A 23,365-nucleotide genomic window follows, 5' to 3' on the forward strand; every position below is an offset into this window, starting at 1 on the left:
TTATCGTAATTTTCTTCGCATTGCTTCCGAGATATTTTCAGCATAGACCCCATAGGCATCTACCAAAAGCCCCTTTATACCATCTTTTGATGAAATGGCATAAAGAACACTGTTATCGTCTGTACTGCTCATACCTTCAAAACGATGGGTTTCATCCACATCAAAATCTTCGGGCTGAATTTCCATTTTCAGTGAGGCACATTGCAAGCATTCTGGTTTCAAGTTGAAATCATAGGTATATCCCCTGATCTGTAAATCATTAATTGCTTCTGATAGGGTGTCATAGTTTCTCATAATTTATGGTTTGTATGTCATCGTAAAATAGCTGCCGTCTTTCTCGGTAAATTTCTGGAATGATAACAAGTTCTCATTTGTAAGTTTTTCACTTGCAACATAGTCCAATTGTTTAATTCGTATACCAATGGCGTAGGCTTTAATATTGATTTTGGATTTGATTGTTTTCCCATTACCATTGGATTCCAACACCCGGTCATAAATTTTTATTTTGCTGTTAGAACCAAAGAAATTCAACAATCCGGAGTCGAAACTCATTTCGAGTTCGACACTATCCAAGTTCGACAGATCATAGAGTTCCTTGAAATTTTCAGAGGTCGTACTGATTTCGGTTTCCTTGGATTTTGGGTTCGAAAACGGAAAGGCCATTACCATTATACTGGCTTCATCGGGCTTGCAGCGATACGTCATGGTGTATTTGTCAGTAGATTTTTTGTCCTTGTCAAACAGTTCGGCAACCACTTCAACCTCATAATATCCATCGACTTCTTTTAGCTTTCCCGCCTTAAAGGTCTGCTTGTTCAGAAAGTCTCCATTTTTATTAAAATTTTCCCGTTCCACCCATCTATCGGACAATTGTCCGATCAACATTTTATTCTGTGCATATGCAGAAACGACCATAAAAATGAATACTGTAAAGTGCAATCCTATTTTCATTGATGGTGCATCAGTTCGTTTACTTCCTTGGCTATGGTATCGCTTAAATCAATTTTATTTGACTGATGTGGAATTGTATTGCAGGTAATGATATCCTTGACATGGGCATCCCAGAGATCTTGATAGGCATTCCCTGAAAATACGGCATGAATGCCAATGCATATTGCAGGTTTCATTCCCGTACTCTTCAAATGCTCCGTAGTATCTATCATGGTACGGGCCGTAGAGATGATATCGTCCACCAAAACAGGGGTCGCGTCCTTAAATTTGTCAACTTCAGGCACGGAGACTTCAACATCACGGTCACCATGGCGAGTCTTTTGTAAGACCGTGAAAGGTGCTCCCGCTTTTTTTGCCACATCTGCAACCCACTGCTCGCTTTCCGAATCGGGCCCGATCAGTACCGGATTATGGATATTTTCCTTGATGTATTTTGAGATTTCGTCAGCGGCATGGATGACTCTGTTCGGAATGCTATATACTTCGCCCAACGAATGTATCCGATGCAAATGGGGATCAATGGTGGTGATGCTATCTGCGAAACCCGAAATCAATTGCCCAAAGAAACTGGAAGTTACACCTTCCCCTTCATTAAAGACTTTGTCCTGCCGCATGTAGGCTAAATAGGGGGCTACCAGACAAGTACACATCGCACCCAACGACTTGGCCGTATGACTCAAAAAATAAAGGGGCAACAGTTTTTCATCTGGGATATGGAGGGTACATACCAAGACCACACATTTATCTTTTACATCGGAAAGTATGCGTGTATAGGATTCACCGTCCGGAAATTTTCTTATGTTGCATTCCCCGATTTCCGCTTTCATTTTTTTAGCCAACAACTCGGTGAGTTCCTGATTTCCGGGAAGACTGAATAATATAGTTTTCATTTTGTTTTTTATTTAATGGTTATGATATCGTTATGGCGATTTTTGTATTCTAAAGCATAGTTTAGCTCACCTTGTGATTCTGCAAAAAGCGTGTATAGTAAGCCGTCTTTTTCAACTTTATCATTTAAATGGACATTCAATGAAATTCCCGCAGATTTAGATTGGGGTGCACCTGAAAGTTTTGCGAGCTTCGCTATCTTTCTATTGTCAATACGCTTCAAAATCCCCGAAGTCTCCGCTCTGATTTCTGTTTTAAAAGGTGCCAAAACAGGTTGTGTAAAACGCCCCTGGGCTTTACAAATGGCAAGAAATTTTTCGTAGGCCTTACCAGATATAAGTACCTCTTTGGCGGTTTCCATTCCTTTTTCTTTTTCGACCTTTCCTGAAAGTTCTAACAGTTCTCCAGCCAACAGCACAACACGTTCCTTTAAGTCTTTGGGTGCATCTTCTTCATTTTTTAGCACATTCAATATGTCGATAGCTTCCAATGTTGGGCCGATGCCATAGCCTACAGGTTGAGAGCCATCTGTTATGATTGCTTTTACCTTCAGGCCGACAGCCTTACCGACATTTTCCAAATGATTTTTCAGCTTTTCAGCCATTTCCATACTACGAACTTTGGCAGTTTCACCTACAGGGATATCGATAACAACGTGAGTAGAACCAGCTGCAGCTTTTTTTGATAGTACGGAAGCTATTAGCTGCCCTTCACTGTCAATATCCAATGCTTTTTCAATTTTAATGAGCACATCATCTGCGGGACTTAGTTGGGCAGTACCGCCCCAAACAAAACAACCACCTTCTTGATTTACTACGTTCTCTATCTCGTCAGCAGAAAGCGCAACGTTGGTGAGAACTTCCATTGTGTCCGCCGTACCTGCTGGTGATGTAATGGCTCGGGACGATGTTTTGGGCATTGTAAGCCCGTAAGCGGCAACTATAGCCACTACCAAGGGGGTGGTTCGGTTTCCAGGCAATCCACCAATACAATGTTTATCCACAACTATTTCTTTGTTCCAGTTTAGTTGCTTTCCTGAAGCAATCATCGCTTTTGTTAGGTCGGATATTTCATCAATATCCATTCGGTCTCCTGCACAGGCTGTGATAAATGCTGAAAGATGGATATTTGAATAATCTCCCTCCACGATGTCTTTTATGATCTGATTATAGGCATCGTAATTGAGCTTTTGATTATAAATTTTTGCCCTTACGTGACTCAACGATTCAATAGGTTCCAAATGGGAAACATACAGCATATCATTTGGGGAAACATTCAGTTTTTTTGCAGCAGCGTCTGATAGACCTATCTCATTGGGCAACAGAATATCTGAATTTATGACGTTGAGGCTTGCCACTATTGAACGGGTTACTTTAGCAACCCTTATCCTTGTGAGTGCCTCAAACCCTTCCGAAATACACACGAGGCAATCATCACGCATATATACCACATTTTCGTTTTGGGTATAGATACCAAGATGTTTATATTTTAAAATATTTGAATGTTGTTCCATGGCCTATACTATTTCTTCAATGCTGTATAATTGCGGTATTTCTGCTTTCCAGCTATAAGTTCTCTCAATGTCGTTTTTCAATGCCTTTGCACCTTCATTTTCACCGTGTACAATAAAAATCCGTTCAGGCGTGTTCTGTATCTTACTCATCCAACCCAAAAGTTCTTTATGGTCTGCATGCGCTGAAAGCCCTTCAATTTCAACAACTTCCATGTTAAAAGGAACCCATTTTCCATAAACTTTGAGTTCCTTGTCACCTTCCAGTAACTTCCTGCCACGTGTACCTTCGGCCTGATAACCTACAAATAGAAGGGTATTATTGGAGTTTTGAGCTTGGGTTTCAAGATAGTTAAGCATTCTTCCTCCAGTAAGCATTCCGCTTCCGGCAATGACAATTTTTGGTTTATTATCAGTCCGCAATTCCATAGTTTCACGATAACTGCTTACAACGGTAAAGTGCGAGCACATTTCATCACATTCATTGTCTTCTAATCTGTGCCAATCCCTTGTGCGGTGGAATAGTTCTAGTACATTAGTCCCCATAGGGCTGTCCATTATCATTTGCACTTTTGGTATTTTATTTTCCTTGAGCAATCTCCAAAAAATAAGCATCATAAGTTGGGCACGTTCTACCGAAAAGCTTGGGACAAATAGACTGCCACCTCTATCAAGGGTGTCATTGACCAGTTTTTCAATCTGTGGAATGGCTTCTTCTTCCTCTGGATGAAATCTTCCGCCATAAGTGGATTCAATAAACAGTACATCGGCCTTTTTCGGGTTTAATGGTGGGTATAACAGTAAATCATGGGTTCTACCTATATCTCCTGAAAAGACATAGCGTTTTCCATGTACATCCAAATCGATATAAGTTGCTCCCAAAATATGTCCATTGTATTGGAAACGGGCTTTTACGCCATCAAACAATGGAATCCATTGTGATTGCGGAACGCCCTTAAAATGTGGAACGGTTTTTTCAACATCCTTTAAATCGTATAGTGGCTCTGCTGGGCTGTGCTTGGAATAACCTTCTTTATTGGCACGTTCGGCTTCCTGTTCCTGTATTTTAGCACTATCGTTCAGAATGATTTTGGCAATATCCAAGGTTGGATTTGTACCGTAAATAAAACCATTAAATCCTTGTTTGACCAATCTTGGTAGATAGCCTGTGTGGTCCATATGGCCGTGTGTGAGCAAAACCACATCAATCTCTGAAACGTTCACAGGGAGATATTCCCAGTTTTTGAGACGTAACTCTTTTAAGCCTTGAAACAATCCACAGTCAATCAGTATTTTTTTGTTTCCAGTATCCACTAAATATTTGGAACCGGTTACTGTACCAACCGCTCCCAAAAAATGGATGTTTATTTTATTATTTTTCATTTTTATAATATTTTTTTAGTGGCCACCACAGCAAGAAGGTGTGTTACTTTTGTCTTGAGTCGATTTGTACAACTCTACTATTTCATTATAAAGATTTCGCGAATCCTCTTTGATAAAAAGGGCTAACTTTTTAATGGATGAAGGTTCAAAGTTTACCATTTCCAATAGTATTTCCAAGGCTTCTTCAAGCAGTTTTGGGTCATCTTCCAATGCTTCGTAAAATGGTTCTAAATCAATACTCTTTTGTTTCTTTAATTCTTCTGTTTTCATGATAGTTATTTTTAAGATTTTATTTTTTTAATGGTTTTTGCACAGTGCTTCGGAATCCTCCAAAATCTTTTTGTGCCTTGTTTTATCTATTCCGATTTCATTTAGCAAAGTAGGTGTTTCGTGAAGCTCTTTGCAGAGCACAATGCCTTTATCCAATAATTTGGATTTCTCGGCCTTCGTCAAGGTTGTTAAAGAGGTTAAGGGATGTAGGCCGGATTTGTCTATGCGTTCTTTCAGACCGTTTCCTTCCGGATAATCCCAACTTGTAAGCATCAGCCCAACACAGGTGCCATATTGTATAGCATCAGTTGTAAAACGGGTGTTGGTGTACACTCCACCCTGATGAAACTTTGTTTTGTGGCCTTGCTGTTTTTCCCATTGTTTTTCGACATCCAAAAATCTTGAATGTATATATAGTGGAATCTTGACATTGCAAAACCTGCCTTGGTCGCTATGGTATTTGCATTCAATCATATAATGTTTCTTATCCTTTTGGGCAATGACATCTACTTCATGGGTCACACAGCTTCCCTGTATGATGCTACTGACTTGTGTCTGAAATCCTTCGTGTTCCAGCAATTTGCCGACAAACTTTTCAAAGGGGTAGCCTGAAGGCCCCAGTTCCATCAGCGCTTTTTTGAGTTTGTATTTTGATGCGCTTACCCGAGATTTCCTTTTCAACATCTTAAAGGCCATTTGATATATCTTCTTGGTGGTCATTCCGTCGAAAACGATGTCCTCAATATTTTTGACAATCTCATTAATTGTTATTTCATTCGCACCGGCCCGTTCCAATGACCGCCTTACTTTTTCCATTTGAAAAGGTGCCTTCTCGCCGCTTGCTTTTATAATTGTTATCTTATCCATTAATGTGTATTTTTTTAATATTGGCCAAAGCAAAGACGACCAAGAAAAAGCTTAGGAATATTTCGAGCATGACAACAAATCTGGCTACGTCTGAAGTAGGAACAATATCGCCGTAGCCCACCGTTGAAAATGTGATCACACTGAAATAAAAAAAGTGATACAAATTGTAGAGATACGAGTTCGAATAATCAGGAACGCCTTCAAATGTGGTATGGTTAAATTGGAAAAGACAAGCATAGTCGGTCGCATAGGAGAAAATGCTAATGATGATAATCAATCCAAAAACCCAAAGCAATCTCTCCAATGAATGACAGATCTTGATCAATTTTGACAAGCGTTTCAGGGTAGTTGCCGTTATCACAATGGTCTTTCCAAGTGCTGCCGCAACGATAATTATGTGGAATGGAAAAGAGGGGTGGTCTATCATCGACATCAAAACGACATACAGGATGCCTATTCCCAAAATGGTAACCAGGGGCAATACCGTTCTGTCCAACAATAATTTGTAGAAGGCTATTTCTCGTATTTGACCTAAGCTATCGGACATAGTGTTATACTTTTCAAATTTTGATAGTCATTACCGGCAGTGATGAATGGTTTGCAACCCCTTCAGCTATACTTTTTGAGAACAAACTCAAAAAACCTGTATTGCCATGTGTGCGCATGGCGATCAGGTCAGCTTTGTTTTGCTTCAAATAAGTGTTGATGCCCGTCTCCACCGTCATTTCGTTATAGACGTTCATAGAGAAATTCTTGAGTTTGGGAAAACCCTCCAAAAACTTTCGAATAGGGTCTAGGCCGAGGGCAATACTGTTACGGTCCGATTCTGTATTGATGCGCAAAAGGTGAATTTTTGCATTGCATTTTACTGCGATGGATAGTACCTCTTTAAAGGCATTGCCCACATCCTCCACAAAATCTGAAACGAAGACGATATCCTTGAAAGGAAACCTTACATCATCTTCTTTTACCACAATGACCGGAACATCAGATCTTCTTACCAAACGTTCGACGTTGCTTCCCAAAAGTTCCCGTACAATGCCCTTGGTGCCACTACTGCCCGCAATAATGAAATCATGGTCATAATGGCCAGAATGTTTCAGTATGTTTTCCTGGTCCACCTGAAATTGCAAAAAGGTCTGACATTTCAGGTTTTCTTGTTCGGCCTTTTTTTCCAATGCACGTAATGAGGCTTTTGCTGCCCCAATTTTTTTGAGGGTCTCCGGATATCGCTTTTCTTTTTGCTTATCCAATTTTACCCAATCCACCGGTGTTTTCAGCAAATGGAAAAAATGGATTTCTGCCTCGAAGAGCTTGGCCATCTTGATTCCAAACTCCGCCGCCTTATTGCAGTTCTCTGAAAAGTCTGTGGGTACCAATATGTTTTTCATCTTAACTATGATTTTATGGGTTGTTTCACTTCGTTTTTATTTCATTTCCTGAAACGGTTCCATTTTCGAAACAATCAATGTTATAAATGGTGGTTTCAGCAATGTTGGTCAAAGCCGTATTGGTCAAAAAAGCCTGGTGACTGGTAATCAAGACATTGGGAAAGGTCATTAATCGGGCAATTACATCATCTTGTAAAATCTCGTCGGAGTGGTCTTCAAAGAACAGCCCTTCTTCCTCTTCATACACATCAATACCGAAATAGCCGATTTTCCTTGATTTCAGTCCCTCTATGACCGCTTTGGTATCGACCAGCGCGCCCCTGCTCGTATTGATAAGCATTACCCCTTTTTTCATGCGTTCGATTTGTTCGGCACTGATGATATGCCTCGTTTCGGGGGTTAAGGGAACGTGGAGGCTTATGATGTCCGATTCGCTGCAGAGTGTTTGGCAGTCAGTGAATCGTACACCATACATTTCTTTCAATTCCTTATCCTCCTCTAGGTCGTATGCCAGTATCTTACAGCCAAAACCATATAGTATTTTGACCAGGACCGCACCAATTTTTCCCGTGCCCAATACCCCGACCGTTTTGCCGTTCAGGTCGAACCCTGTGAGTCCGTTCAGCGAGAAATTCATATCCCTGACCCTATTGTGGGCCCTAACCAGTTTTCTGTTCAATGCAAGTATCAACGCTATGGTGTGTTCGGCAATGGCATATGGGGAATAGGCAGGAACCCTAGCTACTTTTATGTCCAATTCGGTAACTGCTGCCAAATCAACATGATTAAAACCAGCCGAACGCAATGCGATATTTTCTACGCCAATGGCTTTTAGTTTTTTTAGTACATTCTTTGAGGCATCATCACCTGTAAATAAGCTAACTGTTTTAGAACCTTTAGCTAGAACAGCCGTTTCTTCTGTCAATCGAACATCAAGTAGTATTAATTGATGTTTATTATTATTTGCTTGAATTAGATAATGTTCTTCAAACTTGTGTGTGCTATATACTGTTGTGTTCATTTTGGTTTCTGCTATTAAAATCTCAATTTATCCAAGAATTAAGTACAATATAAAGGATGCCAAGAAGGACGACCGCCCCAAAGGCATAGCCCACTAGTCGCCCTGTTTTTTGAGAGCCTTTGAAAAAGGCAATGCCCAATTTCACGGTCATATTGCTCAGGGTCGCTGCAATGATGACATTCGATGCCAAAATCAGCTTTTCATTCTGCAAGGCAAATTTTGCCATACTGATGGTTATGGCATCGGTATCGGCCAAACCTGCTATCAATGCCGAATAATAAAGACCACTTTCGCCAAAAAATTTGTTTCCATAAAAAACCGAGAACAGGATGGCCACATAGATGCCGCCAAAACCGATCGCATTCCAGATGTTAAGTGGATTTCCCAAATTGATGTCGGTGTTCGGCTGATCGTCATCCTTCCGTATCAAAAGCAGGGAAGCTACGAGACAGACCACCGTAAGCAGGGCAAAGGGAATTGTAAGATAGTTCAGGATAGCAATATTGAAAATATAGGCAAGAGCCGCAAGTCTAGGGAACATAATCGCCGATGCTATAATGATACCCGCTGCGTATTTTTTTGAAAGCTCGGGAGACTCCTTACTTCTGGAGGCATAGATCCAAGCTACCGCCGTACTCGATATTAAACCGCCCAGAATAGCCGTCAACAAGATTCCCTTTTTTGATCCAACATATTTGACCAAAAAGTAGCCGATAAAGTTCAAAAAGGAAACAATGACTATAATAGCCCCTATCTCAAAAGGGTTCAGAAGGCCCTCTGGCCCATAATCCTTATCGGGCAGAAACGGTAATATCAAAAGTGCAATGATTGAGAATTTGATAAAGGCAAACAGTTCTTCGGATGTGATATTCTTTATGAACGAGCGGAAGGTGGTCTTTAGCGATAACAACGTAACCACAATTACGGCCGTGGCAATAGACTCTTTGTACAAATGGCCCGAAACCATAACACCAAGAATAAATGTGGCAATCAAAGCGAGATTTGTGGTATTACCGGTCATGGAATGTTTCTGCACAATGGACAAATGGCTGATGGCAAAGAACAAAATAATGGTCGCCAAACTAACAATGACAAGCCAAGAGGTATAAGTCTCGTTCAAACTGCCCAACATAAAACCGATTATGGCCGTTATCGGAAATGTTCGAATACCGGCAAACCCCTGCTCATCCTTTAGCTTGTCATATTCCCTTTCCAGTCCAAGGATAAGACCTATACCCGTGCTTAGGAGTACCCCCAGAATGTAGGGGCTTAATAGCTCACTTATGTTTTGATGTGTTTGCATTATTTTTTTCTTTCCCTTGTAACTATTATCATTTCATTAATTCCTTTCAGGGTCACAATTCCTTTCAGCTGCCCGTCATCCAAGACCGTGGCAAACTGGGAATTGTTAGACATGAGCTTTTCGTACACCTGCTGTAGGGGCATATTTGTGTCTACTGTTACAAAATCTTTTCTCATAAGATCGGATACATAGGAATCATTGCCATATGAGGAAAGCCCCTTGATCAGGTCCTTTCGTGTCAGCACGCCATGCACATGATTATTTTCTGTGACCAAAAAAACCTCTTCTTGGGTACTTTGCAATATCTGCACCAGGTTTCCCAAGGTTTCCGTGGGCGATAAACAGGTATATTGTGCAATCAAAACATCCTTTACGGTAAATCCGACCAGAGCAGATTTGCCACTTTCGTGCATTTGCTCGACTCCGGCACCTAGATAGATGAACAGGCCAATAAAAACCAACCAGAAATTAGAGAAAAAACCAAGAAAAACGAATACTATGGCTAAAAACTGGCCTACCCGTGCGGCAATGGTCGTTGCTTTCAGCTTATCTAACCTGAATGCCAATAGTGCCCTCAACACTCTTCCACCGTCCATTGGAAAAGCTGGTATCAAATTAAAGACCGCTAGGATCAAATTCGCAGCCATGATGTTAAACCAGAAATCTTCACCGCTCATGTGGTCTATTTTCGAAATTGGCAACAGTTCATCGTTAACGTAGAGAAGAACAAAAAGGGTCCCGGCAATCACAATATTTACTACAGGGCCGGCCAGTGCCACCACCAGTTCCTGGGCAGGTTTATCCGGCATTCTATTGAGACTGGCGACGCCACCAATGGGATAGAGCGTAATATCACGCGTTGGGATATTATATTTTTTGGCCGCGAGCGCATGGCCAAATTCGTGTAGGACAACGCAGGCAAAGAGAACGATGATGAAAAATGCTCCCTTTATGCCTTCTGTCCAACCATGGCCCATTTCAAAATGCATCATGAATATCCATCCGACAATGATCCAAAACGTCCAGTGGACGAAGACCTTGATGCCCGCATAGCTTCCAATAAAGAGGGACCATTTTTTCATGTGTTCTGTATTTTAAGGGTTTTTGATCTGTACGCCAGCACTATCACCAAACCGTATCCTAACAGGGCAAGAAGGAATACAAATCTATAACCGTAAAGGATGGAAATGACAACGGCAAAGATCGAGGCGGCAACGCCTGCCACGCTTGATATACCCAATAAATAGGGAATGCTTTTCTTCTCTTTCAGGGAGGAGGCCTTTTTCAGCAATACCGGAAAAGGGATTCCTATAAAGAAAGACGGAAGCAGCAAAAATAGGGCGATCCAGAATTCAGATAGTTGTTTATACCATATAGGGAGCAGTACGTAAACGGTTAGTAAGGAAACCAAAATAACCAAGACCGTGTATGTGATGAGCTTTCGGGAAAGATTTTTTTTGAAAGCCCCCGTCACAAGGCTGCCCAAGCCATTGCCCAACAAAAATGTAAAAAGCAGCAATGAAAAAGACTGTGATGGATTGGAAAGTTTTAAGTTGAGTACCTGAAAAAGATATCCCTGTACGAGGATATATGAGAACCCCAACAAAAAGGAAACGAGTGCCCAGGCCCTAAATTTTCTTCGTATATATAAAGAGGTGCTTTCTGAAAAAGAGACCGATTTCCATCCGTTCATATGATTGAAAATGAACCACCCGATGATGAACAGACCAAGCCATAAAGGGGTGGTCATGGCATCGGGTAGGCCATTGTTGTAATTAAAAAAATAGGGGGAATCATCGGAAACCGGACTCAAGTTTATGGAAGCGGCTTTCCAAAGTTCATCATACGCATAAGATCCGTTGGAGATATCGTACAACAGTTTGTCGAACATGAACCATTGATAGTTTACGTTCTGCACGATGGTGTCCAAACTTTCCTGTCTGATATACGGAAAATAAAACGGCTCCTTGTCCAATCCATAATAGTGTGCGGTATTATGTGCCTCCTCCATTGTTTTTTGTTCAAAAGGGTTCTTTTTAATGACCAATACAGGGTTCATTTCGTCGGAATAGATATACACCTTTTTTAACGCCTCTATTTGATTGACCCCCATCCGATCCTGGAGCTCCAAAAAGTTCGCCAACATTTTATATACCTCCTGCCTTCCGTGCATCGTAAAATAGATGGCCCCGTCTTCCGTTAAACCATCCAAATAATCGGCAAGTGCCTCCATGGTGAACAGATAGTTCTCGGTAAGTCCATAAAAATCGGTGCCCCTTGAACTTTTGGTCACCGGAATGGTCAATATGATGGCATCAAATTTTCCCTTGTTCTCAATTATGAAATTTCTTCCTTCGTTCACATGTACCTTTATGTTCTCCTTATCGAGGAAGGTAGAGGGATTGTATTTTTCCATCAATGCTACAAAGGAAGGGTTGACCTCTGCTGCCTCGATATATTTAAAGCCCATGAAGTATGTTGTGGCAATATCTATTCCACCACCGGGACCTATTATCAGCACCGAATCCTTTTCCTTTTCGCTTAAAAAGTTCAAAGCAAATACGGCCGGAAATCCGGATAATACTTTTCTCATTTTAACAGTATCCTTTGCAAGTTCATCGATATCGATAACTTTGGTTCCCGCAGCAGCATCTATAAACATTGATTTGGACACGGTACCATCAGGATATGTGAACTTTACAAGATCCGTCTGACCAAAAGCACTCCAGCGGCTTTCGATTTTTTCGCTTTTAAAAGCGGGGTTGGCCATCAATCGGTACAAATCCTTGGACGGGTCTTTGGCAACGGGTATAGTGAAGTTCAGGGCATCTTTTGCAAATCCCATTAGAAAAATAACGCCAAGCACTAAGGGGCCCAGTATTTTTGAATAACGGTTCTTGTGTGCTATCAAGGCTACTACCAGGGCCAGCAGCAGTAACCCTATAGCAATCGCCACCACCTGTGCCAAGCCAAACGTGTTGAGCAAAAAAACGGAGGTGAGTGCACCTGTGGCCGCCCCTATAAGGTCTAAGGCATATAAGGTTGACAAGTGCCGATTATCCGTTTCAAAAATATGGGCATAGACTATTCCGATGGCCATGAACGGAATAGTTGACAAGAATATAAAAATGGGCAGGCCAAAATCAGTGGACGACGAAACGCCCAGTTGTGAAAGGCTGAGCAAAAGGGCAAAACTGAGAAACATCGTGACGGACGGTAGTGCCATCCACCAAAGCCATGAATGATTAATCATCTTGGAATATTTGGCATACGTGATCTGGCCAATACCCAAACCCAGTATGGAAAATGCAATGATAATGAGGACGAAATGAAAACTAAGAAGGTACGAGAACAGTCTTGACAGACTTATCTCGAAGACTATGGTAGCCGCAGTCAGCAAGAAAATAATCGCTATGTTGGTCGACGCTCTTTTCATTGTAATTTTAGCTTCCGAAAATTTTCAAGAGACTCCGCAGTTCATCGTTCACTTGATGTTCCTTTACCACTTGGTCAAACGGGGTAAGGCTCAGTTGGTTGTTCAAGATTCCCGCCATGACATTCTTTCTTCCATGTAAAAGTGCCTCTACGGCAGCAGTGCCGAGCCGTATGCCCAACATTCGATCAAATGCCGAGGCGTTTCCACCGCGTTGTACATGGCCCAGTTTGGCAATGCGCAAGTCCACTTCAGGGTTTATTTCCTTTATCTTTTTGGCTGCCGGCTCGACCCCTAGTTCATCCCCTTCTGAAACAATCACAACAAAGGCCTCTTCACGATCGTAGCTTCCCGCCTTTTCCAACAATTGAGTAAAGTCATGCCCACTTTCAGGTATCAAAATGGCATCTGCACCCGTACCCAATCCGGAATGGATGGCAATATACCCGCAGTCCCTGCCCATTACCTCTATCAGAAATATTCGATTATGGGACTCCGCCGTATCCCTGATCTTATCAATGTTTTCAATTGCGGTGTTCACTGCAGAATCGAAACCGAGTGTAAAATCGGTACCTGCCAGATCATTATCGATGGTGCCGGGAATGCCCAAGAACGGCAGGTCACAGATTTCTGAAAATGCCAATAGCCCTTTGAAGGTGCCATCACCACCAATAGCAATCAGGGCATCGACCTTGTTCGTTTCAAGAATTTGCATAGCTCGTTGTCTTCCCTCCAGCGTCAAAAACCGCTTGCTCCTTGCTGTTTTCAACAATGTGCCGCCTCTGTGAACGTTCTTTTTCAGTTGACTGGAATCCAACTGTACTAGGTCACCGTCGATTAGGCCTTCGTAACCTTTTTTAAAACCGCTGAGCCTTAGGTTGTTCATCTCAGCCGTTTTGGCCACCCCGTGCAAGGCGGCGTTCATTCCCGGGGAATCGCCCCCAGATGTGAATACGCCTATGTGTTTAATAGTCTTCATACTCTTATTCTTCATAATTTTTTACAGGTATATTACAAGAAAATCACCCAGCCCGGTTTTCAACGCTTCGTTCTGACAAACGGATATTTAGCACCGGACCGGAACAGGGAAACCGGAATATTCTTTTTACCCATCCCATATGGTGAATTTGTCAATATTTTTTCGAGTGGAAACCCTTGGCCTTTTTTGCCCTCCCCTCTTTTGGGGTGAAATTACTTTATCATAACTTTTATCTTTAAAATATTGATTGGCCAAGCTCTCTGCAATAACCAATTCTTCATCGGCATGAATTACCATGACCAGCACTTTACTTTGCTCTTTAGAGATTTTAGATGAATTTTTTCTGTTTTGTCCCTCATCGAGCCCAATACCTAAAAAGTCAAGTCCTTGACAAATCCTGGATCGTATTATTGGGGAATTTTCACCGATGTCACCCGAGAAAACCAGCACATCCAAACCGCCCAAGACAGCGGTAAACGCCCCGATCCACTTTCTTACTTGATAGCAGAAGGAAGTTACAGCTTCCGCTGCCCTTCGGTCAACATCTTCTTTTAAAAGTAAATCAAGCATATTCGTACTTGTTTCGGAGATTTTTGGCGAACCGCCCTCATCATCTGTTAAGCTGTTGGGCTGTTTTGACCCCATCCGTTCTTTTTTCAGTAAATGCGCAAAATCGCCAAGATCTAAATCTCCGCTTCTTGTACCCATGACGAACCCCCCCAGTGGTGTAAACCCCATGCCGGCATCTATGCTCTTGCCCTCCTTGACGGCAGTTATACTGGCCTCTTTGCCAAGATGTGCAAGAATGAGCCTTCCATCGGCTTTTTGAATACCTATCCTTTTTTTAAGTTCCATCATGATATGGGAAAACGATTGCCCATGAAAGCCATGCCCGTGCGTGCGTGCCCGTTCAAAATGCCTTGGAATGAAAGGGGGTATCTTGGCAGCCTTGGGCAGGTTCACCAGAAAACTGGTATCAAAAAAAGCTACCTGCTGTAATGCCGGAAATCGCATTGTGAACGTTTCAACAATCTCAATCTCAGTTGAAAGACAGTTAGGAATATTATAGTCGGCAATCTGTTTCAGTTCGTTCAATAGGGCGGTATCGATTACTTTCGGCCCAGGATAGTTCAATCCATATGTTATCTTGTGTCCTATGTAACCAATACGATCGAAGCCGGGTTGGTTTTTTAGCCAACCTATTAAAAAAACGGTCGCTTGATAAAAGCCAGGAGCGTATATCCGTGAATTTTCCCTTTCATTGCCTTTAACATGGGTAACCCTGAAAACCTCTTTGCCGGATCCGAGGTGACGAATATCACCAAAAAGTTCCTTCACGGGATTTTCTGCCATTTCATACATTGTGAACCTAATATTTGATGGTCCGGCACTGATTGTTAAAAGGAGTGGGTTTTGCAGGTACATTTTAACTTGTGATTTTATTGGTTATCGTTATCTTCAAAAGCACAGCTCTTGTTTTCCATAAATTCGGCGGCCATCTTTTTGTATTCCTCGCCAAGGTGCTCTCCGCACCATTCAAGAAGGGCCGGCTGTTCGAAAGACGTGGTATTGCGGACCGCCTTTTTCAGTTCCATCCTCAACAACCTCTTGTCGAAGCTGACTTTTTTTAATATGGTTTCGTGATATTCCAGTGTTTTCATTTGTCCGATTATTTGAAATTTGATTTAATGCTGCCATAATATCAAGTTATTCTCCAACGGTACGGATACACCTTCGTAGTTCGGTGCAATACGAACCGTGTAGTGATCAATTGGCCGGTCAGTAATTACCTGTGCGTAAAAGTTATGTTCCCCTTCTTCGCCCATCCAATCAAATTTCATCGTGTTTCTTTCGGGCGTTTTGCCGTTAACACCTTCTGCGAAAAGTTCTACCTGAATATGCTTGGGGTCAATACCATTCAGCCAAATGGGTGCTCTAACATGATGTTTATGGCGCTCACTTTCAATCTGAACTTTTCCGAATTTTATGGTATCCCATCTTTTCATAAGTTCGTTTTGCGTGTCTAAAATCCTTTTTCCAGCAGCTCCCTTTTTTGCCGCACGCCTCTTGTATTTTTCTGCTGCAGGCAGATAAAATTGTTCTGTGTACTCCCTTACCGTTCGATTGGTCGAAAAACGGGGCGTTAGGGTCGCCATACTTTTTCGCATTCTCCCTACCCACTGTTCAGGGATGCCTTTTTTGTTACGTGAATAAAATTCGGGTACTATTTGTTGCTCCAGAATTTCATATAAAGCTATCGCCTCGGCAGCATCCAAAGCAGGGTCATCACCATGTTCTTGTCCATCACCCAATGCCCAGCCCACTTCTGGGGTGAATGCCTCGGCCCACCAACCGTCCAGTTCCGATAAGTTGAGGCCACCGTTTACAAGTACTTTCATGCCACTGGTACCACTGGCTTCCCAGGGCCGTCTCGGGGTATTGAGCCATACATCAACGCCCTGGACCAAATTTTCCGTCAACAGCATGTCATAATCACTTAGAAAAAGGACATGCCTGTACAAATTATGTTGTTGGATGAACTGCGCCCACTTTTGTATCAACCCTTTTCCCGCTTCATCAAATGGGGGCGCTTTGCCGGCCAAAACCAATTGTAACGGATGTTCCGAATTGGTCAGAATTCGGACCAAACGTTCGGGATCGTACAATAAGAGATCCGGTCTTTTGTAAGGCACAAACCGGCGGGCAAAGCCCAAGGTCAATGTGTCCGGGTCAAGAACTTGGTCGGCGATTTCGACCACTTCAGATGGTAGGCCCGAGACTATTGCCTGTCTCTCAAACCTTTCCCTTATAAAATCGACAAGACGATTTCTGGATTGGTTCCTAAACTCCCAAAGTTTTCCGTCGGATAGCTTAGAAATATGTGCCGAATGGTCATCGAGTTCGCCCCGCCAGCGATCTTTTCCGCAGGCTGCTGTCCATACCTTGTCCGCATATTCAGAATCCCAAGAGGGCATATGAACCCCGTTGGTGACATGGCCAACAGGTATTTCTTGTATCGGCCATCGCTTAAAGAGATTTCGAAAAAGATTTCTGCTAACCTCGCCGTGTAAACGACTGACGCCGTTCACCGCACCGCTACCGCGAATGGCCAGATAGGCCATGTTGAAGCTCTCCCAATGATTATTGGAATCTGCCCTGCCCAAGGCCATCAGGTCATTGAAATCGATACCCAATTCGTTTTTGGCGTATTGGCCAAGAAACTGTTCCATTAGCATTGGACTGAAATGATCAAAACCGGCAGCAACCGCTGTATGGGTGGTAAACAGGTTGCCTGCCCGGGTAACGGCAAGTGCCCGTTCAAAAGAAGTTCCATTCATCTTCATAAAATCGCTGGCACGTTCCAGCACGAGAAAGGCTGCATGGCCTTCGTTCATATGGCACACTTCTGGCTGGATATTCAGGGCCTTAAGTAATTTGTAGCCCCCGATACCCAGAACAATCTCTTGTTTTATGCGATGGTCGGGGCCACCTCCATATAGCTCGTCGGTAATACCACGATGGAGGGGCAAATTGGCGGCATCGTTGCTATCCAATAGATATAGCTTTGACCTTCCTACCTGTACCTGCCATGTCCTTAGCCATAGCGGGTGACCGGGCAACGATACCTTTATGCGAAGCCACTCCCCGTTGGGTAGGCGTAAGGGCGTAACGGGCAATTGCCCTGGGTCATTGTGCGGGAACAAGGCATTTTGTGAGCCAAATTTGTCGATTTCCTGACGGAAATACCCTTTGGCATAGAGTAGCCCCACGGCCACGACCGGTACGCCCAGGTCACTTGCCGATTTCAACTGATCTCCGGCCACGTTGCCCAGGCCGCCTGCATAAATGGGCAGTGCCTCGCTCAGCATATACTCCATGCTGAAATAGGCAACACACTTAAGCTGGGTCTTGGCATAGTTTTGTTGAAACCAGTTCGGGGCCGATAGTGCTTTTTCGTTCTCATTCAAAAGGCTTTTGATTTTCGCCCGGAATTCTGGATCGTTCAAATGCCCCTCAAGCCGGTCGCGTGAAACGGTCTGCAAGATTACCCATGGATTTTGGGTAAGTTTCCAAAGTTCGGGGTCTAATTGTTGCCATAGTTTATCCGAGGCATGGTTCCATGACCAGCGAATGTTCAGGGCAAGTTCCAAAAGGTCATCGATTCCCTCGACATCAGTGTGTATCAATCCGTAGAGTTGATCAATATGATTTTTTTGTTCTTTCATTTTCATTTTGTCCTTACATTTCTTCCAATATTGTTCATTGCGGTTAATGATCAAAAAAATCGCTTATCGCTTTCCAAACCTTAAAGGGCTCTTTTAGAAAGAGTTGGTGGTCACCATTCTCCACACGCATTAACTTACTCTTGGTAAATAGACTTGCAAAATTCTCTACATTTACGTAGGGTGCCAATTTATCGACTGTGCCTTGGATAAAGAGGATCTTCCGGTCACGTATGTTTTTGGCAAGTACAAATAAATTTGTGTTGAGAATTACTTCGTTCAACGAATTGTAATAGCTCTGCCAAGTATGTTTTTTTGAGTCCTTAAAAACGTCATCGGTCAGATTTTCGGGCTTGAACCATTTAACAATGTATAAGGGGTGTAGCATACAGAACAATTTTCCATATCGGCCTACGGCGAGCGTATCAAAATAAGAACCATCGGGCATCTGTTCCAAAAATTGATCCCTGCTTTCAAAGACGGGAAAGCCGATTACGGTCGCTCCCTTAAACCAGTTAGGATGTTTTTCGAATAATGCCAGCGATATTATGGCTCCCATGGAATGACCGACAATAAGGCTCCCTCCTTTGTCAAACCCCTCTGCCGAGATGACCTTTTCAAGGGCCGTAAGTTGAATTTCGAGGGTATATTCGCTTTGGGGCTTGGGAGAGTCGCCAAAGCCCAACAAATCGACCAAAAGAAGTCTATGCGTTCCGGTAATTTGTTCCAAACCCCTTTTCCAATAGTTTTTTGAACCTGCCAGACCATGGATCAAGACCATGTTTTTATCTCCCGAACCCACTATTTCATAGTTCAAGGGCATGGTTTCTGGATCATATTCAGGAGCTACGGCGACCGTAAGGTATTGGTATCCCGCTACCGACATGATGAGTGCCACAATCGCCAATACTGCCCAAAAGGTCTTTTTCGCTATTTTCATCATTGCATGTTTCATTATCCTATGTCGAACCCGACCTCGTTTTTTCTTACACCCAATTGTTCTTGAAGATCAAAAACTCCATGGGTCTTAGTTTTACCTTGATGAAAAGGCGATCGGTTTCTAAAGCTGTGTTTTTTTCGATTTTGACTTTTTTCTTGTTCCCATAGATACATTCCATTAGAAGATTTTCTTTGTTGATAGCGTTATCTATGGTTACGTATCCTTCTTTGGTATTCTTTGGAGAAGAATTATAGACGACAAGTATCTCGCCCTGATAAAGGATCCTTGAAAATGCCAAAAGACATTGTTCACAATCTGGAAACCGAAAATCGAGCCCATTTTCTGAAGTTTCCCTAAAATACATTCTACCGAATTTTAGAATGGCTTCCCTTTGCCTAAGATGTGCCAAGAACGAAATTCTCTTGAATAGCCATGACCCTTGGTTCAATACGTTGGTCTCCTTATCATCGGGATTGAACATGCCCTCCCTGATATACCGATCATCAGTACCGTTGCCCTCAAAACCTTGTTCGGTACCGTAATAAATACATGGAGCGCCAAGGGCACAAATGAGAAAGCCCATGCCCGCAACAATTTGCTCGGGAGCGGCATTGTGGCCAAAGCGGTGCTTAAAATCCATCCCAACCTGGTCGTGGTCGTCGATATAGGTCACCAGAAATTCGCCATACTCGCCACGGTGAAGGGCATTCTTTCGCAGTTCTTCATAGCGCCGTATCAATAGGTTCGGTGATGAATTGCCCTTTATCACTTCCGCCAGGACACTGTGCAGGGGGTGATCTAAGATAGAATCAAGCCCATAATAGATGTTACGGTCTTCAGGCAGTACTTTAGGGCCTATATAGGGATTGCTCATTTCATCGTTGCCGATAATTTCACCGAACAGGAAAAAGTTTCTTTTGCCCAAAGAGTAAGCATATTCCCGAATCCTCGAACAAAAACGGCTGGTATCCTGCCCTTTCATATGTTTGACAGCATCCAAACGAAAACCATCAACATCCACCTCACGTATCCAGTAACAATGGATTTTGGCCAGTAGCTCCTGTAAGTCTTCACTGGCGGGGGAACCATCGTTCCGAAATGTTTTTAAGGTAAAGAAGTCGCCTTCCTGGGTCTCGGGATACGCATCGAAATTCTTGATCTGCCCTTTACGGTTATACATTTCGGGATTTCTCAGTTCAAGGGGTATCGGTCTGTCCTTTTCTCGCCAATCACCCAACGGAAAACGCTCTCCTTTGAAATAATAATAGCTGTAATCAAAGGGATAGGACCAATTATCGCCAGAATGATGCAGAACGATATCCAAAAAGACCCGTATATCAAGCCCGTGTGCCTTGTCAACGAGTTTTTCCAAGTCTTTCTTTGTGCCCAAGCGTTTGTCCACATCCATATAATTCTGAATGGCATAGCCATGGTAGGACTCTGGATTGTTTTCAAACACGGGGCTTAGCCAGATGGCCGTACAGCCCAAGTTTTTGATATAGTCAATGTTGTTGATGATCCCCTTAAGAGTACCGCCAAAGGGCTTTCGCAATTGATCTTCATTCCCGAAACCAGGGTGCCGGATATCGAAATTCTTTGAGTGCCGTGCATTGCTATCATGAAACCGGTCAACCATAAGAAAGTAAATGATCTCCTCACGCCATTCCCTATGGCAGTTTACCCAATATTTCTTGTCTGGGCGTGGTGAAAGTTCTATTTCCTCAATTGATTTTAACATCATCTCGTTTTTAAACATTCACATTGGAATATGGTGTATTTGTAGTTATATCTACCTCTTTGCTTTCTTGTGATCTTGCTCCATAAAAACGGTTGAAAACCATACAGGCCGTTAGGTCACCGGTAACATTGACCGCAGTTCTGAACATGCCGAGCAAGCGCTCCACCCCTATAATTATGATAATGCCTTCAGCCGGTATTCCGGCACTTGACAAAACGGAAGCCAAAATCACCACACCGCCACCGGGTATGGCAGGGGTGCCGATGGAGGCGGCAACTATGGTGACCACGACAACAATAATATTCAGAAGGCCCATTTCAAGGCCATAAGCCTGAGCGATGAACAAAGTCGTTATGGTTTGGTAAAGTGCTGTTCCATCCATGTTCACGGTAGCCCCTATCGGAATAATGAAATTGCTGATGGAGCCGTTCACTTTGAGCTCTTCTTCCGCTGTTTTTAAGGAAAGGGGCATTACTGCGGCAGAACTCGTGGTCGAGAATGCCAATAGTTGAACATCCGTGATCTTTTTCAAAAATTTAAACGGATTGCTCTGGCCCAATAGACTTACCAATAACAGGTAAACACCGACCAAAAGGAATAACCCTATCAGTACCACGAGCACATAAAAGCCCAAACCTGAAAGGGAGTTTAGACCAACACTGGATGTAAGTTGCGCCATTAAACCAAATACTGCGATGGGTACCAACAACATGGCCCATTTGACCACGGTCATGCAGATTTCCTGTACGGCACCCAAGAGCAGCTTGACAGGTTTGAGCAAATCGTCAGGCAGCGACAATACGGCAACCCCGATTATAATGGTAAAAATCACAATGCTCAACATTTCACCACTGACCATCGAGGCCAATGGGTTTTCAGGCAGTAGATCGGTAATGACATTCGGTATATCGTTTATTCCAAACGACAGTTCCGTACTTTCGTCCGTATTGGCCAAAGCATTTGCATGATCGACTTCCGCCTGTTGGTGGAGAAACTTTCCCGGTCTAAAGATCAAGGCCAGAACCGTACCTATGGTTACCGATATAATCGTTGTCGATATAAAATATAAGAGTACGCCCCCGCCCAATCTTTTCAGATTTTCCTTGTCGTTACTCGCTATGCCGGTGATGATGGAGGCCACAATCAGTGGTATCATGATCATCTGGACCAATTTCAAAAAGAGCATGCCCGGCAGGGCCAGCCAATTCCCCAGAACATCGGCGGTGCTTTTGGTGATCCAACCGTTTTGGGGACTTAACAACAGGCCTACTCCAACACCAAGAAACAAAGCAATGATAACTTTGAGCCAAAGCCGGTTCTCAACCAACCTTTGTAGGTAGTGGTTTAATGATTTTAATGATTTTATTTCCGTATCCAGCATTCTTTTATCAGATGACTTATGCTATTGTTATTCTTTCTTCAAGGTAAACGCCCTGCACGGCATGCAATAATTCCACACCGTCCTTAAAAGGTCTTTGAAAGGCCTTTCTCCCTAAGATCAATCCTGCTCCGCCTGCCCTTTTGTTGATGACCGCAGTTCTGACCGCATCCGACATATCTGACTCGCCTTGTGAACCGCCACCTGAGTTTATCAAACCTATTTTGCCCATGTAGCAATTGGCCACCTGCAACCGGCATAGATCTATGGGGTGCTCCGTGGTCAGTGTTTCGTACATGGCATCATCAAACTTGCCGAATTTCAGGTTCTTGAAACCAAAATTGGTCGTGGGCAACTTCTGTTTGATGATATCGGCCTGTATCGTTACCCCTAAATGGTTGGCCTGACCCGTTAAATCCGCGGCGGTGTGATAGTCCTCTTTGTCTGTTTTGAAAGCATCGTTGCGGGTGTAGCACCACAAAATTGTGGCCATACCAAGGCTATGGGCCTCGGCAAAGGCTTCCGCAATCTCCCTTATCTGTCGATTGCTTTCCTGGGACCCAAAATAAATGGTAGCCCCGATTGCAACCGCGCCCATGTTCCACGCTTCCCTGACTTTTCCGAACAGGTTCTGGTCATAAGTGTTGGGATAGGACAATAATTCATTGTGGTTTATCTTGACAATGAAGGGGACTTTATGCGCATATTTCCGAGAACAAAGGCCCAACACCCCAAAAGTGGAGGCCACACCGTTGCAACCGGCTTCGATGGCGAGCTTTACAATGTTCTCGGGATCAAAATAATCGGGGTTCTTGTAAAAAGAAAATAAGGCACTGTGCTCGATTCCCTGATCTACCGGTAAAATGCTGAGATACCCCGTACCTCCCAGATTACCATGGCCATATAATTGCGAAAGGCTTCGGAGTACTTGTTGATTTCGATTACTATTGACGAATACGTTGTCCACAATATTCTTATCGGGCAACTGCAGTTCATCTTTGGTGACCTTCTGGCTTACATGATCTAAATAGAAAGATGCTTTGTCCCCTAAATGCGCGACTATGTTATCATAAGTTTTCATAATGAAATT

At 43.1% G+C, this 23,365-nt stretch carries 22 protein-coding genes; 1 reads left to right on the forward strand and 21 read right to left on the reverse strand.

Features of this window, described 5'->3' with window-relative positions; translation table 11 throughout:
* From FOT42_RS17180 to FOT42_RS17240, 13 genes are read right to left on the reverse strand one after another with little or no spacing between them, the layout of a single operon-like run.
* On the reverse strand, window positions 1-294 hold the full coding sequence (locus FOT42_RS17180) for a hypothetical protein (protein WP_036378974.1): 294 nt from the start codon (window positions 292-294) through the stop codon (window positions 1-3).
* Between the two features lie 3 nt (window positions 295-297).
* The gene (locus tag FOT42_RS17185) at window positions 298-951 is read right to left on the reverse strand and encodes a hypothetical protein (protein WP_151891731.1); all 654 of its coding nucleotides are present in this window, start codon (window positions 949-951) and stop codon (window positions 298-300) included.
* Window positions 948-1,841, reverse strand: a complete 894-nt coding sequence (locus tag FOT42_RS17190) for a ribose-phosphate pyrophosphokinase (RefSeq protein ID WP_151891732.1) — start codon at window positions 1,839-1,841, stop codon at window positions 948-950. The genes FOT42_RS17185 and FOT42_RS17190 overlap by 4 nt, the downstream gene beginning before the upstream one ends.
* Before the next feature lie 8 nt (window positions 1,842-1,849).
* Window positions 1,850-3,352 (reverse strand): thymidine phosphorylase family protein, encoded by a 1,503-nt coding sequence (locus FOT42_RS17195; RefSeq protein ID WP_036378969.1) that lies wholly within the window; start codon window positions 3,350-3,352, stop codon window positions 1,850-1,852.
* A gap of 3 nt (window positions 3,353-3,355) precedes the next feature.
* Window positions 3,356-4,732 carry an MBL fold metallo-hydrolase RNA specificity domain-containing protein gene (locus FOT42_RS17200; RefSeq protein WP_036378967.1) on the reverse strand — a complete coding sequence of 459 codons (1,377 nt, stop codon included), beginning with the start codon at window positions 4,730-4,732 and terminating at the stop codon, window positions 3,356-3,358.
* A 15-nt stretch (window positions 4,733-4,747) separates the two neighbouring features.
* Window positions 4,748-5,002: a hypothetical protein gene (locus FOT42_RS17205; protein ID WP_136565982.1), complete on the reverse strand. Its 255-nt coding sequence runs from the start codon at window positions 5,000-5,002 to the stop codon at window positions 4,748-4,750.
* Between the two features lie 27 nt (window positions 5,003-5,029).
* Window positions 5,030-5,869 (reverse strand): ATP cone domain-containing protein, encoded by an 840-nt coding sequence (locus FOT42_RS17210; protein ID WP_036378964.1) that lies wholly within the window; start codon window positions 5,867-5,869, stop codon window positions 5,030-5,032.
* Window positions 5,862-6,416: a potassium channel family protein gene (locus FOT42_RS17215; RefSeq protein WP_051947117.1), complete on the reverse strand. Its 555-nt coding sequence runs from the start codon at window positions 6,414-6,416 to the stop codon at window positions 5,862-5,864. The genes FOT42_RS17210 and FOT42_RS17215 overlap by 8 nt, the downstream gene beginning before the upstream one ends.
* Before the next feature lie 13 nt (window positions 6,417-6,429).
* On the reverse strand, window positions 6,430-7,260 hold the full coding sequence (locus FOT42_RS17220) for a universal stress protein (protein ID WP_036378961.1): 831 nt from the start codon (window positions 7,258-7,260) through the stop codon (window positions 6,430-6,432).
* A gap of 25 nt (window positions 7,261-7,285) precedes the next feature.
* Window positions 7,286-8,281 carry a 2-hydroxyacid dehydrogenase gene (locus FOT42_RS17225; protein WP_119647140.1) on the reverse strand — a complete coding sequence of 332 codons (996 nt, stop codon included), beginning with the start codon at window positions 8,279-8,281 and terminating at the stop codon, window positions 7,286-7,288.
* A gap of 22 nt (window positions 8,282-8,303) precedes the next feature.
* Window positions 8,304-9,584 (reverse strand): MgtC/SapB family protein, encoded by a 1,281-nt coding sequence (locus FOT42_RS17230; protein WP_036378956.1) that lies wholly within the window; start codon window positions 9,582-9,584, stop codon window positions 8,304-8,306.
* Window positions 9,584-10,666, reverse strand: a complete 1,083-nt coding sequence (locus tag FOT42_RS17235) for a site-2 protease family protein (protein WP_036378954.1) — start codon at window positions 10,664-10,666, stop codon at window positions 9,584-9,586. Before FOT42_RS17235 ends, FOT42_RS17230 begins: the two co-directional genes overlap by 1 nt.
* On the reverse strand, window positions 10,663-12,684 hold the full coding sequence (locus FOT42_RS17240; RefSeq protein WP_226789938.1) for an MFS transporter: 2,022 nt from the start codon (window positions 12,682-12,684) through the stop codon (window positions 10,663-10,665). Before FOT42_RS17240 ends, FOT42_RS17235 begins: the two co-directional genes overlap by 4 nt.
* Between FOT42_RS17240 and FOT42_RS18365 the strand changes: the two genes are divergently transcribed.
* A complete protein-coding gene (locus tag FOT42_RS18365) occupies window positions 12,683-12,829 on the forward strand; it encodes a hypothetical protein (protein ID WP_226789939.1) in 147 nt (48 codons plus the stop codon). The genes FOT42_RS17240 and FOT42_RS18365 overlap by 2 nt on opposite strands.
* Before the next feature lie 198 nt (window positions 12,830-13,027).
* On the opposite strand, the gene FOT42_RS17245 is transcribed toward FOT42_RS18365, so the two are convergent.
* The 8 genes from FOT42_RS17245 to FOT42_RS17280 all read right to left on the reverse strand — a co-directional run bounded on the left by FOT42_RS17245 (window position 13,028) and on the right by FOT42_RS17280 (window position 23,356).
* The gene (locus FOT42_RS17245; protein ID WP_036385910.1) at window positions 13,028-13,996 is read right to left on the reverse strand and encodes a 6-phosphofructokinase; all 969 of its coding nucleotides are present in this window, start codon (window positions 13,994-13,996) and stop codon (window positions 13,028-13,030) included.
* Between the two features lie 126 nt (window positions 13,997-14,122).
* Window positions 14,123-15,421 carry an acetate/propionate family kinase gene (locus FOT42_RS17250; RefSeq protein WP_051947116.1) on the reverse strand — a complete coding sequence of 433 codons (1,299 nt, stop codon included), beginning with the start codon at window positions 15,419-15,421 and terminating at the stop codon, window positions 14,123-14,125.
* Between the two features lie 14 nt (window positions 15,422-15,435).
* The gene (locus FOT42_RS17255) at window positions 15,436-15,657 is read right to left on the reverse strand and encodes a hypothetical protein (RefSeq protein WP_036378951.1); all 222 of its coding nucleotides are present in this window, start codon (window positions 15,655-15,657) and stop codon (window positions 15,436-15,438) included.
* A 24-nt stretch (window positions 15,658-15,681) separates the two neighbouring features.
* Entirely contained in the window at window positions 15,682-18,222 is a 2,541-nt protein-coding gene (gene glgP / locus FOT42_RS17260) for an alpha-glucan family phosphorylase (RefSeq protein ID WP_036385906.1), read from the reverse strand.
* A gap of 43 nt (window positions 18,223-18,265) precedes the next feature.
* A complete protein-coding gene (locus FOT42_RS17265) occupies window positions 18,266-19,159 on the reverse strand; it encodes an alpha/beta fold hydrolase (RefSeq protein ID WP_036385904.1) in 894 nt (297 codons plus the stop codon).
* Window positions 19,160-19,205: 46 nt separating this feature from the next.
* Window positions 19,206-20,897 (reverse strand): alpha-amylase family glycosyl hydrolase, encoded by a 1,692-nt coding sequence (locus tag FOT42_RS17270; protein WP_036385900.1) that lies wholly within the window; start codon window positions 20,895-20,897, stop codon window positions 19,206-19,208.
* Between the two features lie 10 nt (window positions 20,898-20,907).
* Window positions 20,908-22,278, reverse strand: coding sequence for a dicarboxylate/amino acid:cation symporter (locus tag FOT42_RS17275; protein ID WP_036378947.1), 1,371 nt, complete (start codon window positions 22,276-22,278; stop codon window positions 20,908-20,910).
* A 16-nt stretch (window positions 22,279-22,294) separates the two neighbouring features.
* Window positions 22,295-23,356 (reverse strand): class I fructose-bisphosphate aldolase, encoded by a 1,062-nt coding sequence (locus FOT42_RS17280; RefSeq protein ID WP_036378945.1) that lies wholly within the window; start codon window positions 23,354-23,356, stop codon window positions 22,295-22,297.
* Window positions 23,357-23,365 lie beyond the last annotated feature (9 nt).

The sequence above is a fragment of the Flagellimonas hadalis genome (assembly GCF_007785775.2).
Lineage (GTDB): Bacteria > Bacteroidota > Bacteroidia > Flavobacteriales > Flavobacteriaceae > Flagellimonas > Flagellimonas hadalis.

Coding starts and splice junctions, on each gene's coding strand:
- FOT42_RS17220 (WP_036378961.1), bottom strand. CDS start 7,260: ATGAAAAACATATTGGTACCCACAGACTTTTCAGAGAACTGCAATAAG.
- FOT42_RS17195 (WP_036378969.1), bottom strand. CDS start 3,352: ATGGAACAACATTCAAATATTTTAAAATATAAACATCTTGGTATCTAT.
- FOT42_RS17225 (WP_119647140.1), bottom strand. CDS start 8,281: ATGAACACAACAGTATATAGCACACACAAGTTTGAAGAACATTATCTA.
- FOT42_RS17230 (WP_036378956.1), bottom strand. CDS start 9,584: ATGCAAACACATCAAAACATAAGTGAGCTATTAAGCCCCTACATTCTG.
- FOT42_RS17185 (WP_151891731.1), bottom strand. CDS start 951: ATGAAAATAGGATTGCACTTTACAGTATTCATTTTTATGGTCGTTTCT.
- FOT42_RS17245 (WP_036385910.1), bottom strand. CDS start 13,996: ATGAAGACTATTAAACACATAGGCGTATTCACATCTGGGGGCGATTCC.
- FOT42_RS17265 (WP_036385904.1), bottom strand. CDS start 19,159: ATGAAAATAGCGAAAAAGACCTTTTGGGCAGTATTGGCGATTGTGGCA.
- FOT42_RS17180 (WP_036378974.1), bottom strand. CDS start 294: ATGAGAAACTATGACACCCTATCAGAAGCAATTAATGATTTACAGATC.
- FOT42_RS17240 (WP_226789938.1), bottom strand. CDS start 12,684: ATGGCCATCGGAATAGTCTATGCCCATATTTTTGAAACGGATAATCGG.
- FOT42_RS17235 (WP_036378954.1), bottom strand. CDS start 10,666: ATGAAAAAATGGTCCCTCTTTATTGGAAGCTATGCGGGCATCAAGGTC.
- FOT42_RS17215 (WP_051947117.1), bottom strand. CDS start 6,416: ATGTCCGATAGCTTAGGTCAAATACGAGAAATAGCCTTCTACAAATTA.
- FOT42_RS17190 (WP_151891732.1), bottom strand. CDS start 1,841: ATGAAAACTATATTATTCAGTCTTCCCGGAAATCAGGAACTCACCGAG.
- glgP (WP_036385906.1), bottom strand. CDS start 18,222: ATGAAAGAACAAAAAAATCATATTGATCAACTCTACGGATTGATACAC.
- FOT42_RS17210 (WP_036378964.1), bottom strand. CDS start 5,869: ATGGATAAGATAACAATTATAAAAGCAAGCGGCGAGAAGGCACCTTTT.
- FOT42_RS17270 (WP_036385900.1), bottom strand. CDS start 20,897: ATGTTAAAATCAATTGAGGAAATAGAACTTTCACCACGCCCAGACAAG.
- FOT42_RS18365 (WP_226789939.1), top strand. CDS start 12,683: ATGAACGGAATAGTTGACAAGAATATAAAAATGGGCAGGCCAAAATCA.
- FOT42_RS17205 (WP_136565982.1), bottom strand. CDS start 5,002: ATGAAAACAGAAGAATTAAAGAAACAAAAGAGTATTGATTTAGAACCA.
- FOT42_RS17275 (WP_036378947.1), bottom strand. CDS start 22,278: ATGCTGGATACGGAAATAAAATCATTAAAATCATTAAACCACTACCTA.
- FOT42_RS17255 (WP_036378951.1), bottom strand. CDS start 15,657: ATGAAAACACTGGAATATCACGAAACCATATTAAAAAAAGTCAGCTTC.
- FOT42_RS17250 (WP_051947116.1), bottom strand. CDS start 15,421: ATGTACCTGCAAAACCCACTCCTTTTAACAATCAGTGCCGGACCATCA.
- FOT42_RS17200 (WP_036378967.1), bottom strand. CDS start 4,732: ATGAAAAATAATAAAATAAACATCCATTTTTTGGGAGCGGTTGGTACA.
- FOT42_RS17280 (WP_036378945.1), bottom strand. CDS start 23,356: ATGAAAACTTATGATAACATAGTCGCGCATTTAGGGGACAAAGCATCT.